The following is a 14,042-nucleotide window of genomic DNA, read 5'->3' on the forward strand; positions in this document are numbered from 1 at the left end:
CTCCGCAAGCTGCTGGCCTAGCGTCGGCTGCTAACTCGTTGTATGAACACCCTCAACCACTTCGATACCCCCCAGCTCGAACTTCTGCACCGCGGCAAAGTTCGTGACTCGTACCGCGCCCCTTCCGGTGAGCGGCTTATCGTGGTAACTGACCGCCTCTCGGCGTTTGACTCGGTGCTGGAAACGCCCGTGGCCCACAAAGGCGCGGTGCTGAACGGGCTGGCCGCTTTCTGGTTCGACAAGACCCAGCACATCATCCCGAACCACGTGATTTCGCTGCTCGACCCAAACGTGACGTTGGCCAAGGAGGCCGAGCCCATTCGGGTGGAGATGGTGGTGCGGAACTACCTCACGGGCTCGATGCTGCGCGGCTACCAGCAGGGCCAGCGCACGTTCTCGGGCGTAACCGTGCCGGACGGCCTGACCAAGCACCAGCAGTTCCCCGAGCCCATCGTGACGCCGACCACGAAAGAGGAGTCGGACCGCGAGATTACGCCGGAGAACCTGGTGTCGGAAGGCTGGGTGACGGCGGAGCTGTACGAGAAGATGCGGGTGAAGGCGCTGGAGTTGTTCAACTTCGCTTCGCAGTGGATGGCCGAGCGCGGCATTATCCTGGTAGACACCAAGTACGAGTTTGGCTTGCTGGACGGGGAGCTGATTCTGATTGACGAAATCCACACGCCCGACTCGTCGCGGTTCTGGAGCGCCGAAGACTACGCCAAGAACCCCGAGACGGCCGAGCAGATGGACAAGGAGTACGTGCGCCAGTGGCTGATTGCCAACAAGCAGGACGGCCAGTACCCCCGCGCCCTAACCCCCGAAGTATCCGCCGAAGCCACCCGCCGCTACCTCGATATCTACGAGCGTATCACGGGCGCCCCGCTACCTACCAGCGACGAAACTACTGGCAACGACGTGCAAGCCCGCCTCATCGGCAACCTGGTACGCGCCGGTATCATGAAAGGTGCCTGATAAGACGAAGCGAATGAAGAGTGCGAAACACAAACAACTAGTGCAAGACTACATCGAGGCGTACAACCGTTTCGATGCAGACGGGATGGTGCGCCATCTGCACGAGGACGTGGTGTTCCGCAATATTTCCGGGGGCGAAGTCAGCCTGACAACTAACGGCAAGGAAAGCTTCCGTCAGCAGGCTGAGCAAGCCCGGCAGTACTTCACGCAACGGGAGCAGCGCATCACCGATTGGCAAATAGCGGACAACCGCGTGGAAGTGCTGATTGACTACACCGGCGTGGCTGCCATCGAGTTTCCCAACGGCCTCAAACCGGGCGACACGCTGCAGCTGCAGGGCAAATCCGTTTTCCAGTTCGCTGACGGGCTAATCAGCTCCATCGACGACATTAGTTAATCCTGCGCTAACGCTTATATGCCCACCGCCACCGCCATCCAGCTCGACGTTTCCTCGCCCCAGGCGGCGGAGGCGCAGCCCTTGCTCGACGCCTTGTCGGAGCAGCTGGGCACGCGCTTCGGCAGCGACGGGCGGGCCTCGTTTACGGAGTGGCACGCGGCTGACCCGCGCTATATTTTCCTGCTGGCCCGCCAGGATGGGGAAGCCGTAGGCTGCGGCGCAGTGCGACCCATAGCGGAGGGTATTGGCGAAGTGAAGCGCATGTTTGCCAAGTACGCTCGACAAGGCATTGGCGAAGCGGTGCTGCACCGGCTCGAAACCGAGGCCCGCCGCGCCGGCTACACCGAGCTGTGGCTGGAAACCCGGGTAGCCAACACCGAGGCCTGCCGCTTTTACCTCAAGAACGGCTACCAGCGCCGCCCCAACTACGGCCAGTACCATGGCCGCGAAAACTCTGCCTGCTTCGGCAAGCATCTGCCTTTTTCTGACGCAGCCGACCTACCTACTTATGACTAGTCTTTTGCCTAAACCCATAGTACTCCTCGGCGGCGGGGCCCGTGAGCACGCCATGGCCTGGAAGCTGACCCGCGACGGGGCCACCGTGCACGTGCTGCCCGGCAACGCCGGCATTCCCAACAGCCACCCCGACATCAGCGCCACCGACTTTCCGGCCATTCAGCAGTTCTGCGAGCAGCACGGCGTCAAGCTTATTGTGGTGGGGCCCGAAGCTCCCCTGGCGGCGGGTGTGGTGGACTACTTTGCCGGTTCCAATATCCGCGTGTTTGGCCCTTCGCGGGCCGGGGCGGTGCTGGAAAGCTCCAAGGTGTGGAGCAAGGACTTTATGCGGCGGCACGGGGTGGCCACGGCTATGTCGTGGCAGTACCGCAGCGATAAGCTGGCCGAAGCCCGCGCCAAAGCCAACGAGCTGAATGGGCAGGTGGTGGTGAAGTACGACGGGCTGGCCGCCGGCAAAGGCGTGTACGTGTGCTCTTCCGTGGAAGAAGCCCAGGCCGCCCTCGACGATCTGCAGCTCCAGCACACCGGCTGGTTTAGCTTCTTGCTCGAAGAAAAGCTCATGGGCCCCGAAATCAGCATCATCGGCGTGACGGATGGTAACCGCGTGCGGCTGCTGGCCCCATCGCAAGACCACAAACAGCTGCTGGCCGGCGACCAAGGTCCCAATACCGGCGGCATGGGCGCCTATTGCCCCGTGCCCTTTGCCGACGACAACGTGCTGGCCGCCATCCGCACCAGCATCGTGGACCCCACGTTGCGCGGCCTGCAAAACGAGCAGTTCAACTTCAAAGGCTTTCTGTACTTCGGCATCATGCTCACGGCCCAGGGCCCGAAGCTGCTGGAATACAACGTGCGCCTCGGCGACCCGGAAGCGGAAGTACTGCTGCCGGCTATGGAAAGCAGCCTGCTCGAACTTATTGAAGCGACCCTGGATGGCAAGCTGCAGCAGACGACAGTACGCCAACGGCGCGGCTGCTACGTGGGCGTGGTGCTGGCCTCGGGCGGCTACCCCGCTGCCGACTTCCCCACAGGTTTTCCCATCACCGGCCTCGACGAGCTTCACCCCAGCATTCTGGCCTTCCACGGCGCTACCCGGCGCAATGCCGCGGGCGAGCTGGTAACCAGCGGCGGCCGGGTATTGGTGCTGGTTGGCGCTGGTGATGAGCTGGAAGAGGCTGTGGCCCATGTGTATCGGGAAGCAGAAAGAGTTAAATTTAAGGATGCCTACATCCGTACCGATATCGGCCAGCGGCCGGAACCTACCCTTGCCGGCAACTGGTAATCAACGCACCCGCAAAGCGCGCCTGGCCATTTTGCTGTCGGGGCGGGGCTCCAATATGGTGGCCCTGGTAAACGCTGTGCAGACCGGTGTGCTGCAAGGGCTGGCTGAAGTAGCCGTGGTATTCAGCAACAAGCCCGATGCCCCTGGGCTGGCCACGGCCGCCGCTATGGGCTGCCCTACGGCCTCCCTCAGCAGCCAGGGCCGCAAGCGCGCCGAGTTTGATGCCGAGGTGGTTGAAGTGTTGCAGGCCTACCAGCCCGACTACGTGGTGCTGGCCGGCTATATGCGCATTCTCTCCCCCACGTTCATTCGGGCGTTTGTGGGCCGCATTCTCAACATTCACCCCGCCGATACGCACCAGCACCAGGGCCTGCACGCCTATGAGTGGGCCTTCGAAAACCAACTTCCGGAAACCAAAATCACGGTGCATCTGGTTGATGAGGGCCTGGATACCGGCCCCATTCTGGCCCAGCAGCCAGTGGACCTGCGCGGGGCCGATACCCTGGCGGAGGTAGAACGCCGCGGTCTGGCGGTGGAGCATTTTCTCTACGCACATACCTTGGCTCAGCTCATTCAGGAAAAACCGCTTACCCACCCCGAGGCGGGGGCCTCTGTTGCCCCGGTCGCGCATTCGGCGCTGCTGTCGCCTGGCTCACCTTCTCCGTTTTCGGAGAAGCGGCCGGGGGGCAAGGCGCTTCAGTAGTACCACCCACCACCCAATCGCAGCGGCCCCAGGACAGGTCACTGGCAACTGACAACTCAACATGTGCGGAATAGTAGGTTTTTACGGCCCCGATGACGTTGCGCACGACATCGTATTTGGTCTGACGGCGCTTCAGCACCGCGGCCAGGATGCCGCCGGCATAGCCACCTTCGACGACAACTTTCACCTCTGCAAGGGCAACGGCCTTATCTCCGACGTGTTCCGGCCCAAGCAGCTCAAGAAGCTGAAGGGCAACATCGGCATCGGGCATGCCCGCTACACCACCCAGGGCTCCAGCGACGCCGAGCTGGCCCAGCCCTTCACGACCAGCTACCCGTTTGGGCTGGCCATGGTGCACAACGGCAACGTCATCAACTTCCGCCAGGCCGCCAAGCGCCTGCACGAGAAGTACCACGTGCTGCCCAAGACCAGCAACGATCTGGAGCTGATCATGTACACCTTTGCCTCGGAGCTGCGCCTGAAAAACCTCGACAACCTCTCGGTGGTCGATATTTTCGACTCGGTAGAAACCACGCAGGAGCTGGTGAAAGGCGCCTACGCCACCATTACCGTGATTGCCGGGCACGGCCTGCTGGCCTTTAACGATCCGCTGGGCATCCGGCCGTTGGTACTGGGCCGTCGCCAGACCCAAAAAGGACCGATTTATGCGTTTGCCTCCGAAAGCACCTGCTTCGATTACCTCGGCTTTGAATTCATTAAGAATGTAGGGCCCGGGCAAGCGGTGTTCATTGACAAGGACTTCAAGGTTCACTACAAGAACCCCTACAGCCTGCCCAAAAAATTCTGCGTCTTCGAGCACATCTACTTCGCCCGCGAAGATTCCACCATTAATGGCCGCCTGGTAGCCCGGGAGCGAGTGCGGCTGGGCAAGCTGCTGGCCCGCAAGGTTATTGAGTCGGGGATACAGCCCGATATGGTCATCGACGTTCCTTCGTCGGGGTACTTTGCGGCCTCTGGTCTGGCCGAGGCCATTGGGGTGCCTTACCGCCGGGCTCTGGTGAAAAACAACCACATGGGCCGCTCCTTCATTGTGAGCAGCCAAGCTGGCCGTGAGGACATCGTCAAGAAGAAGCTCAACCCCATACGGGAGTTCGTGGAGGGGAAGAAAATTGCCGTGGTCGACGACAGCATCGTGCGCGGTACTACTTCCCGGCGCATTGTGCGCATTCTGCGCGAGGCTGGGGCGTTGGAAGTGTACTTCATCAGCAGCGCCCCGCCCATTATCTCGCCCTGCATCTACGGCATTGATATGGCCATGAGCACGGAACTGATTGCCGCCAACTATACGGAGGAGGAAATCTGCCGCTACATCGAGGCCGATAAGGTTATCTACCAGTCTATTGAGGATTTGCAGGAGCTGTTTTCGGAGGACAAAGGCCACGGCGGCAACTGCTTTGCTTGCTTCACTGGCAACTACCCTACCGGCGACGTAACCAAGTACCTACGCCACATCCAGGAGGAGCGCCAAAGCCACCGCAGCGACAAGAAAGGCGCCGACGTGATTCCCTCCGTGAGTGCCAAAGCCCCCGAACCAACCGAGCATTGATAGAGAGCTAAGATCTGAGAGCTTAGAACCTAGAACCGAAAGGCAACCCGACGGCTCTTCTTCAGGCTATATCCTCTAGGCTCTATTAGCTCAGTTCTCAGTTTTAAGTTCTACTATCTAAGCTCTAATTTCTAAGTTCTACAGATGAACGACCTCAAAGCTACTGCCGGCTATTCCATCGAAGAAGGCAACGCCGCTTCCAAGAATGCTTACCACTGGGCCCAGAAAACCTTCTCCACCCGCGCTGGCAAGCCCGGCGAGCCGGCCCAGGATCTGCAAGGCGGCTTCTCCAACGAAATCCGCTTTGGGGCGGAGCGCCTGGGCATCGGCTCCGACGGCATCGGGACCAAGATTGAAGTAGCCGAACGCTTGGACCGCTACGACACGCTGGGCTACGACCTGATTGCCATGGTGGCCGACGATCTGGTGGTGGCTGGCTTCATTCCTACTAACCTGTCGAACATCATCGACGTGAACACGCTCAACTATGAGGTGGTAGATGAGCTCATGCGCGGCCTGCACGACGCGGCCCAGTTCAGCCAAGTGGCCGTAACGGGGGGAGAAATTGCCGAACTAGGCAACCGCATCGGCGGCTACCCCGGCGCCAAAATGAACTTCAACTGGTGTTCTACCGCCGTGGGCGTATTGCACCCTAGCTTGGAGCGCCCCCTGAGCGGGGCCAACGTGCGCGCCGGGCAGGCCGTGGTAGCCCTCCGCTCGCCTTCCTTTCGCTCCAATGGCTACTCCCTGGCCCGCCGCGCCCTCACCAAAGCCTTCGGCGAAGCCTGGCACCATGCCCCTTACACCGGCCCCGATGCGGCCGAAATGGGGCAGACCTGGGGCGAAGTGATGCTGGCGCCTTCGCTTATCTTCGCGCCCGGCGTGGCAGCGGTGCTGGATGCTGGGCTTCCCGTGCACGCAGCGGCTCACATCACGGGCGGCGGCATTGCCGACAATTTTAAGCGCGTACTCAAAAACGGTGTAGGCGCCGAGCTTGATAACTTGTTCGAGCCCCTGCCGGCTATGCAGGAGTTGGCTAATCTGGCCGGCATCACGCCTACCGAAGCCTACCTCTACTGGAACATGGGCAATGGCATGCTGCTCGTGACCGACGAAGAACGAGTTGAAGCGGTAGTAGAGGCCCTGCAGGGGAAAGGCTATCAGGCCCAGGTAGCTGGGCGCATCACGGCTGACCCAGTAGTAGTGCTGCGGGTGGACGCTGGCGAACTGCGCTATGCCTGATCGGCAGTAGCCATACTATAAGGTAAAGGGAGCGGGATGTATTCTCGCTCCCTTTTGCGTAGCAGAGGACGCATACGCAGCGCCCTCCGGTGAAATGTGCCTTCCGCAAGTCGCAGATTGGCCGCAGGCAGCTTGGTGTGCCACTGGCAAGTTTCTGCTGTTCTTCCTGGAGACCGTTACGGGCATCATGGAGGTCTTGGGCCCCCGGCTATAAAAAGCCGGGGGCTTTTCGTTCATAGCCCCCCGGTATGCTTGTAGCAGCTGGAATTATTGAAAAACGTTTGCATAGTTAAAATGCCTTTTTTTGAAGGGGGTATTTTCAAATAATGATAGTAATTCAGAAAAATGACCTAAAAATCTATAGGGTAGTATTGCATATATGTATTCAGTGTTTATATATTGGCATCAGATTATAAGGGGCTGTGTATTGCAGCCGTGCCCCCTGGGCTTCCGCTCTGAATTAGCTGCTCTTGCCTGCCAACTCCCCCCGCGGCAAGCGAAATCTTCCCTTCGGACTACACTGGTACTGCAGGACCGGTTAGCAATTTTTTTGAACAGGATACACCGACTGTACTCAGCCATACCTCGCGGACGCGCCGGCACCGGGCTATAGTTGACTACGGGAAGTGAGAATAGTGAAGCCGCTGGTCGCGTTTCGACGTGACTGAGCGCTGCCTTGCTGTGTGTCACACTTAACCCAAACGGTATGTTGCTCTTTACCACTTTGCTGGCTATGTGCTCCCCTTTAGCCGGGGACGCTAACGACTCAACGGCGCACGCGCCACCCTACAAGCTCTCCGGCTACGCCGATGTGTACTATCGGTACAATTTCCAGAACCCCAAAGACGCACCCTATAACAACCTCACCAGCTTTACCAACAGCCACAATTCGTTTGAGCTGGGCATGATTTCGCTGAAAGGCGAGCATACCATTGGCAAAGTAGGAATGGTGGCGGATATTGGGTTTGGTCGGCGGGCCGAGGAATTCTCCTACGCCGATGATAAAACCCGCTTTATCATCAAGCAGCTGTACCTCACGTACAGCCCCACCGAAAAGCTGAAGCTGACGGCTGGCAGCTGGGCCACCCACGTCGGATACGAGTCGGTAGACCCCTACCTGAACCGGAATTACAGCATGAGCTATATGTTCTCCTACGGTCCGTTTTTCCATACGGGCCTTAAGGCCGACTACCAGCTCACGCCCAAAACCACTCTGATGGCCGGTGTGGCTAACCCAACCGATCTGAAAAGCGCCAGCGCGATGCCCAAGGTGCTGATTGCGCAGGTGGGAACCAGCTCCGGCGACGATAAAATCAAAGCCTACTTCAACTACCAGGGTGGCCGCCAGCTTGATTCGCTACGGCTGCAGCAGGGGGATGTGGTGCTTACTTACGCTTTCACGCCGCAGTTCAGCTTCTCCTACAATGGTACCGTGCAGTACCGCAGCGAGCGGACGGAAACCGGCTGGCAGAAGGGCACCACGTGGTGGGGCTCGGCGGGCTACGTCAACTTCGACCCGGCTCCATGGCTGGGATTCACACTGCGGGGCGAGTACTTCTCCGACCGCAAAAATATCCTCGGCTTCGACCAGGACATTCTGGAGGCCACGCTGTCGGCCAACCTGCGCAAAGACAACCTGACGCTCATTCCCGAACTGCGCCTGGATAGCGGGCAGCAAACGGGCGGCCTTTTCGTGAACTCGGCCGGCAACGTGCGCAAATCCACGACTACTGCCTTGCTGGCGGCCGTCTACAAATTCTAGCCTCCTCAACTTTTTCGCCTCCTCACACCTGCTGGAAACGCGCATCGTCGCGGCCTACCGGGTACGTGCTGCTAGTCCATAATCAACCTTTTTTACTTTTTGTATGGAAACCACACATTCCTCAAAGACCAGGCTAAACTACGGTACGCTGCTGCTGATAGTGCTGTTCGTGCTAAGTGCGGTGGCTGCCTTCGTGCCCCTGCCGCACCCGTCGGCCTCTTCTACCGATGTACTCAATGCCGCTGATGTGGCTTGGATGCTCACCGCCTCGGCCTTCGTGCTGCTTATGACGCCGGGCCTCTCGTTCTTCTACGGCGGTATGGTGCGGCCCAAAAATTTGATTTCCACCATGCTGCAGAGCTTTGTGGCTCTGGGCGTGATTTCCCTGGTGTGGTACTTCGTGGGCTTCTCGCTGGCCTACGGCGACTCCTGGCATGGTATCATCGGCAATCCGCTCACGTTTGCTATGCTGCGCAATGTGGGTACGGCTCCGCATCCTACCTTGTCGCCGGCTATTCCGTTTGTATTGTTCTTCGCCTTCCAGCTGAAGTTTGCCATCATCACCCCGGCGCTTATTACGGGTTCGTTTGCCGAGCGGGTACGTTTTAAGGGCTACCTGGCGTTCATCATTCTCTTTTGCCTGTTCATTTACTGCCCACTGGCGCACTGGACCTGGCACCCTGAGGGCTTCCTGCGCAAGTGGGGTGTGCTTGACTTTGCCGGGGGCACCGTAGTGCACATCTCGGCGGGTATTGCCGCGTTGGCAGGGGCGCTGGTGCTGGGACCCCGTCGGGCCCACCGCGAAACGTCTTTCTCCACGCCCAATGTGCCATTTGTGCTGCTGGGCACGGGGCTGCTGTGGTTTGGCTGGTTCGGCTTCAATGCCGGCTCGGCCCTGGGTGCCAATGAAATGGCCGCGCTGTCGTTCGTCAACACCAACCTGGCTTCGGCTGCGGCCTTGGTGGTGTGGATGCTGCTGGAAGTAAGCCGGGGCGGCAAGCCCACGGCTATGGGCGCCTGCATTGGGGCAGTAGTCGGCCTGGTGGCCATTACGCCCGCTGCCGGCTACGTCGACTATGGCCAGAGCATCCTGATTGGGGTGGTTGGCTCGGCGGTAAGCTTCATGGGTGTGAACTGGAAAAACCGCACCACCCTTGATGATACCTTGGATGTGTTTCCCTGCCACGGCCTGGGCGGCATTGTGGGTATGATCCTCACGGGCGTCTTCGCCGCTAAAGTGGGCTTGGTAAACGGCACGGCTACCGTATTCGGCTACCACCTGCTAGGCCTCACCATCGTCATTGCCTACACCTTCGGGGTATCGTGGGTGCTGCTGAAGCTGACCGACAAACTATTCGGTCTGCGCGTGAAAGTAGCCGACGAAGAGCTAGGCCTCGACCTGAGCCAGCACGAGGAGTCCATCTACCACGTCGACGAAGAGTTCGAGAAAACCTACCGCAAGGAACTGGTTTCGTAAGCCACAGGTGGTGCGGTCAGCCTCGTGTTGGCCGCGCCCCTAGCGGGCTACTAGGTCTGGTCCCTCGGTGTGCATGGCCTGGCGCAGGCTTTCCAGTAGCCGTTGCAGACGGGAATGTACTTCGGCTAACTTCCGGGTGCGGTACTTGCTGGGCCGGGCATATACCAGGGCTTCCAGGCGCTGTGTAACGGCCCCGGCACTGTATTTACCTGCCCGGGCATAGTCAGGCTGAGTGTAAGCCAGGTCGGTAAGCTGGTACGTATACGCCCCATTCTCCACGCGTATGGTGAGGTGGCCGGTATAGTTTTCGAATCCGTGGCGGCTGTCCACGCGCATTTTCAGGGTGCCGGTTTCGGGGTTGCAGCGCCGAAGCGTCGCCTGATACGGAGTACCATCGGGCCAACTTTGGGCCCGCGCCAACAGCTCCGGCGCATTGGCGGCTACCGGCACTGTGCCGCTGTACAACACCTGATAGGTGCGGGTATCCAGCGGCAGTGGCGAAAACTGGAACGGCTTTTCCTGGGCCATTGCCCGGGGGCTGGCCAGCAGGCCAAGCACCAAAACAAGGTATTTCATGGGTGGGGGTGGGTACGCGTTGGCTCAAAAAGCAAAGAAACTGTATACGTGCCAAACAGCTGTTTGGTAGTGCGTAAGCAGCAGTTCCTTTCGCCCAGGCAGGAAGTAAACTCTTGGCTTAGCAAAAAGTCCCGTTCCCGCTCGGAACGGGACTTTCATGCTTAGTGCCCGTGGCTAGGCTGCCAGGGGCTCAATATCGAACCCCGCTTGCGCTACGGCCTTCATTACCTGTTCCGGAATGACGTTTGTGCCTTCCACCGTCAGCACCTTCGCCGGGGTAGCTGTATCAACGGCCCACTTTTCTACACTGGGCTCGGCATTAAGAAAAGGCGTAACGGCGCGCAGGCAGTTGGCGCAATTGATGCTGGTTTTGAATTGAAGAGTCGGCATACAAAGCAAGTTGGGTTAAGCCACTGAAGCGGTTAGAAACGGCCCGGGGCGGGTGAGGTATTATAACAACACAAAAGTAGCCCCGATGGTAAACGAAGGCAGTATAGACTTTGACTGACAGCGTGCAGAGTTTTGCCTTTACGAGCCGAGTGCCAGGTCGAGGCTCTGAATGAGCAAGCAAAACTCTTGCGTCTGCCGCAGCCAGCTTGTCAACGGTCAAACCTCTCCTGACGGATTAAAAATTAACTCTTGCGAAAAAGGCAAGGCCCGGCTACGTGTGCAGTCGGGCCTTGCCTTTTGAGATATATGCCTTACGCCGGTCGTTGGGGACGCTTTTCCAGAATCAGGTTGGTGCGGAAGGTGTGCAGGCTCTCTTCCAGGCCTACTGGGTATACGTGCGGGTTCAGGAAGCGGCGGATGCTGGGGTCGAGGCTTTGCACCTCGCGCTGGGCGTGGGCGCGGCTTTCGGCTAGTGAGGGCAGCGCATGCACCAGCTCGCCGCGGCGGAAAATGGGTGCCAGCAGCTCCCGGTAGGGGGCATCGGGGCGCACGGGCCGGCGCCGGGTAGCGTCCAGGGGGTCGATGAGAGTGAGGGCGGCCGGGAGCGGCTCGGCTACGTTGTAGAGCATGTCGGCGCGGGGCTGGCCTTTTTCTGTTTCGTAGCGCCGCACCTGCAGAATGCCTGGAATACTGGTTTTGGCCAGCTGTTCGGAAAGCTTGATGGTGAAGTCCCAACCGGAATCATCGGGCTTGCGCAGGGCCGCCAGCTTGTACACCCCGCCCAGGGCCGGCTGGTCGTAGGCCGTAACCAGCTGCGTGCCGATGCCCCAGGTATCAATCTGGGCGCCCTGCTGCTTAAGGCTGGTGATAAGGTTTTCCTCCAGGTCGTTGCTGGCCACGATGCGTACTTTCTCAAAGCCCGCCTCATTAAGCAGCGCACGGGCTTCGCGGCTGAGGTAGGCTAAGTCGCCAGAGTCGAGGCGAATGCCGCCCAACTCGTGGCCACGGGCGCGCATGTCGCGGGCTACTTTGATGGCATGCCGTACCCCATCCAGCGTGTCGTAGGTATCTACCAGGAACACGGAGTCGTCGGGGAAGGCCTGGGCATACGCGGCAAAGGCAGTCGGCTCGTCCTCGAAGGCCATTACCCAGCTATGGGCGTGCGTGCCTTTCACCGGAATGCCGAAGCGCTGTCCGGCCAGTACGTTGGAGGTCGCATCGACCCCGCCCAAATAAGCGGCCCGGCTGGCACTTAGTCCCCCATCCGGGCCCTGAGCCCGGCGCAAGCCAAACTCCAGCACCGTATCCGGGCCGGCTGCCTCGCGGATGCGGGCGGCTTTAGTAGCCACGAGGGTCTGGAAATTTACGAGAGTAAGCAGGGCCGTTTCCACCAGCTGAGCCTGTAGCAAGGGCCCCTGCACCCGAACCAGCGGCTCGTTGCCGAAAACCACCGTGCCCTCGGCTATGGCATCCACGTCGCAGGTGAACTTGAGGTTGCGCAGATATTCCAGAAACTCCTGCGGAAACAAGGGCCCACCCTTGGCGCCCGGCAGGCTGCCGAGGTAGGAGAGGTCGTCGTCGGAAAAGCGCAGGTTCTGCAGAAAATCGACGGCGTAGGTCAGGCCGGCGGCCACTGCGTAGCCTCCCGCAAATGGGGCCTTCCGGAAGTAGAGGTGGAACACGGCTTCGCGGTCCTGGAGGCCCTGGCGCCAGTAGCCATACGCCATGGTCACCTGGTACAGGTCGGTAAGGAGGCTGAGTGAAGGCGCATAAAGGCCGGAAAGGGGAGCAGGGTTCATAAGCAGGAAAAGAGCCGCGAGGCCTGAGTGGAAGCAGAAACCAGACTGGGTGGCACAGCAGGGCCGGTAGTCCTATACCCGGGGGCGAAGGTATAGGTTGTAGCGCGTTGCACCGTGCCCCCGGCCGCATCGAGCGGTAGTGCTGCTGATGGCTTCTGCCCTGAGGCTCTTTTCCCGGACGGCCCAGCCAAGTAAAATGCGTACAAATACGGGGGCGAAATACGTATGAATGCTGAGTTTTTACTCGCTGCTTTTGGGGAACTATGCATAAGCAAATACACGACTTCCCAACAGCCTGCCGGCTGCTTTCACACCAAGTCTTCGGCACCACTTACCCTACTTATTATGGTCGCGCCCCGGCCTACTGGTTTTATACTATGGAATTCTTAGTATCAGCATCCTAGGTACTAGTTTATGTGCACAAGGAACGAAAAGGGCTGGCAGTTTCTGCCAGCCTTTTTTGTGCCTGGCCGACGCGGTAGCTACCCGCGCAGCCTGCGCAAAAGGCAGTGGCAAACGATAGAATCAGGCAATCAGCCCATGGCGAACGGCGTACTTGATCAGGGCCGCCGTGTTCTTGACCTGGAGCTTATCGAGGATGTTCAGCCGGTGCGACTCCACGGTGCGCTTGCTGGTAAACAGCTGATCCGCAATTTCGCCGCTGGTCAGGCCTTCCCCAATCAGCATCAGCACTTCCAGCTCCCGCGCCGACAGCTCGGGGATAGAGTGCGCCGGTTTGCGGGGGGCCAGCTGGCGCAGCCGGGCCAGGGCATCCAGGCCAATGGCGGTGCTCAGGAAGGGCTTGCCGGCCGCCACGGTCCGAATGGCGTAGGCCAGTTCGGTGGCATCGGCGGTTTTTAAGGCATAGCCCAGAGCGCCGGCATCCAGCATCTGGCTCACGTCTTCTTCGTGGTCGAGCATAGAAAGCGCCAGCACTTTCACGGCCGGGAAGCGCTGCCGCAAAAAAGGCAGGGTAGCCAGGCCATCCAGCACGGGCATGCCCACATCCATCAGCACCACTTCGGCCGGCGTGGTTTCCAGCATATCCAGCAATTCCTGTCCGTTGGCAGCCTCCCCTACAACTTCAACTTCTTCTACCCGGGCTAGTAAGGCCCGCAGGCCATTTCGCAGCAGGGTGTGGTCATCAGTAAGGATGATTCTAATCATGTAGGACGTAACGGAACGGGGAAGAGGTAGCGGCGCGTGGGGTAACGACAGGATATAACTAAAAAGTACGCGGAGTAGCCCCGGCGGGAATCCCGCTGCACCTTGCAAGTGGTTTATTAGTAGCAGATTGCTGGCCTTCTTGGAGAGTAACTAACCCAGGCACTAACCATGGGCGCGGCTCTCGTAGCCAGC

General features: G+C 59.6%; 13 protein-coding genes. 9 read left to right on the forward strand and 4 right to left on the reverse strand.

Translation table 11 applies throughout. The annotated features are described in order from the left end of the window. The first annotated feature begins 42 nt into the window (after nt 1-42). From HER32_RS11750 to HER32_RS11790, 9 genes are all read left to right on the forward strand, one after another. The gene (locus HER32_RS11750; RefSeq protein WP_149069972.1) at nt 43-972 is read left to right on the forward strand and encodes a phosphoribosylaminoimidazolesuccinocarboxamide synthase; all 930 of its coding nucleotides are present in this window, start codon (nt 43-45) and stop codon (nt 970-972) included. Nucleotides 973-985: 13 nt separating this feature from the next. Then, complete coding sequence (locus tag HER32_RS11755; RefSeq protein WP_149069971.1) at nt 986-1,369, forward strand: nuclear transport factor 2 family protein; 384 nt, start codon at nt 986-988, stop codon at nt 1,367-1,369. Between the two features lie 18 nt (nt 1,370-1,387). Further along, nucleotides 1,388-1,885: a GNAT family N-acetyltransferase gene (locus HER32_RS11760; RefSeq protein ID WP_149069970.1), complete on the forward strand. Its 498-nt coding sequence runs from the start codon at nt 1,388-1,390 to the stop codon at nt 1,883-1,885. Nucleotides 1,886-1,889: 4 nt separating this feature from the next. Further along, entirely contained in the window at nt 1,890-3,167 is a 1,278-nt protein-coding gene (gene purD, locus HER32_RS11765; RefSeq protein ID WP_232066240.1) for a phosphoribosylamine--glycine ligase, read from the forward strand. After that, complete coding sequence (gene purN, locus HER32_RS11770) at nt 3,151-3,870, forward strand: phosphoribosylglycinamide formyltransferase (protein WP_232066241.1); 720 nt, start codon at nt 3,151-3,153, stop codon at nt 3,868-3,870. Before purD ends, purN begins: the two co-directional genes overlap by 17 nt. 61 nt (nt 3,871-3,931) lie before the next feature. Beyond that, complete coding sequence (gene purF, locus HER32_RS11775) at nt 3,932-5,437, forward strand: amidophosphoribosyltransferase (RefSeq protein ID WP_168682001.1); 1,506 nt, start codon at nt 3,932-3,934, stop codon at nt 5,435-5,437. 144 nt (nt 5,438-5,581) lie between these two features. After that, on the forward strand, nt 5,582-6,679 hold the full coding sequence (locus tag HER32_RS11780; RefSeq protein WP_168682002.1) for an AIR synthase-related protein: 1,098 nt from the start codon (nt 5,582-5,584) through the stop codon (nt 6,677-6,679). Between the two features lie 706 nt (nt 6,680-7,385). Continuing rightward, nucleotides 7,386-8,441 (forward strand): outer membrane beta-barrel protein, encoded by a 1,056-nt coding sequence (locus HER32_RS11785; protein WP_149069965.1) that lies wholly within the window; start codon nt 7,386-7,388, stop codon nt 8,439-8,441. 103 nt (nt 8,442-8,544) lie between these two features. After that, the gene (locus tag HER32_RS11790; RefSeq protein WP_149069964.1) at nt 8,545-9,918 is read left to right on the forward strand and encodes an ammonium transporter; all 1,374 of its coding nucleotides are present in this window, start codon (nt 8,545-8,547) and stop codon (nt 9,916-9,918) included. A gap of 39 nt (nt 9,919-9,957) precedes the next feature. Here the strand turns inward: HER32_RS11790 and HER32_RS11795 are convergent, their stop codons facing one another. The 4 genes from HER32_RS11795 to HER32_RS11810 form a co-directional block, all read right to left on the reverse strand. After that, nucleotides 9,958-10,494, reverse strand: coding sequence for a hypothetical protein (locus HER32_RS11795; RefSeq protein ID WP_149069963.1), 537 nt, complete (start codon nt 10,492-10,494; stop codon nt 9,958-9,960). 174 nt (nt 10,495-10,668) lie between these two features. Continuing rightward, entirely contained in the window at nt 10,669-10,884 is a 216-nt protein-coding gene (locus HER32_RS11800) for a heavy-metal-associated domain-containing protein (protein ID WP_149069962.1), read from the reverse strand. Nucleotides 10,885-11,195: 311 nt separating this feature from the next. Continuing rightward, nucleotides 11,196-12,683, reverse strand: coding sequence for a nicotinate phosphoribosyltransferase (locus tag HER32_RS11805; protein WP_168682003.1), 1,488 nt, complete (start codon nt 12,681-12,683; stop codon nt 11,196-11,198). A 525-nt stretch (nt 12,684-13,208) separates the two neighbouring features. Continuing rightward, on the reverse strand, nt 13,209-13,850 hold the full coding sequence (locus HER32_RS11810; RefSeq protein WP_149069960.1) for a response regulator: 642 nt from the start codon (nt 13,848-13,850) through the stop codon (nt 13,209-13,211). Nucleotides 13,851-14,042 lie beyond the last annotated feature (192 nt).

This window comes from Hymenobacter sp. BT18 (assembly GCF_012273015.1).
In the GTDB taxonomy this organism is placed as follows: Bacteria; Bacteroidota; Bacteroidia; order Cytophagales; family Hymenobacteraceae; genus Hymenobacter; species Hymenobacter lutimineralis.

Coding starts and splice junctions, on each gene's coding strand:
- HER32_RS11800 (WP_149069962.1), bottom strand. CDS start 10,884: ATGCCGACTCTTCAATTCAAAACCAGCATCAATTGCGCCAACTGCCTG.
- HER32_RS11750 (WP_149069972.1), top strand. CDS start 43: ATGAACACCCTCAACCACTTCGATACCCCCCAGCTCGAACTTCTGCAC.
- HER32_RS11810 (WP_149069960.1), bottom strand. CDS start 13,850: ATGATTAGAATCATCCTTACTGATGACCACACCCTGCTGCGAAATGGC.
- HER32_RS11795 (WP_149069963.1), bottom strand. CDS start 10,494: ATGAAATACCTTGTTTTGGTGCTTGGCCTGCTGGCCAGCCCCCGGGCA.
- HER32_RS11760 (WP_149069970.1), top strand. CDS start 1,388: ATGCCCACCGCCACCGCCATCCAGCTCGACGTTTCCTCGCCCCAGGCG.
- HER32_RS11805 (WP_168682003.1), bottom strand. CDS start 12,683: ATGAACCCTGCTCCCCTTTCCGGCCTTTATGCGCCTTCACTCAGCCTC.
- HER32_RS11755 (WP_149069971.1), top strand. CDS start 986: ATGAAGAGTGCGAAACACAAACAACTAGTGCAAGACTACATCGAGGCG.
- purF (WP_168682001.1), top strand. CDS start 3,932: ATGTGCGGAATAGTAGGTTTTTACGGCCCCGATGACGTTGCGCACGAC.
- HER32_RS11785 (WP_149069965.1), top strand. CDS start 7,386: ATGTTGCTCTTTACCACTTTGCTGGCTATGTGCTCCCCTTTAGCCGGG.
- HER32_RS11780 (WP_168682002.1), top strand. CDS start 5,582: ATGAACGACCTCAAAGCTACTGCCGGCTATTCCATCGAAGAAGGCAAC.
- HER32_RS11790 (WP_149069964.1), top strand. CDS start 8,545: ATGGAAACCACACATTCCTCAAAGACCAGGCTAAACTACGGTACGCTG.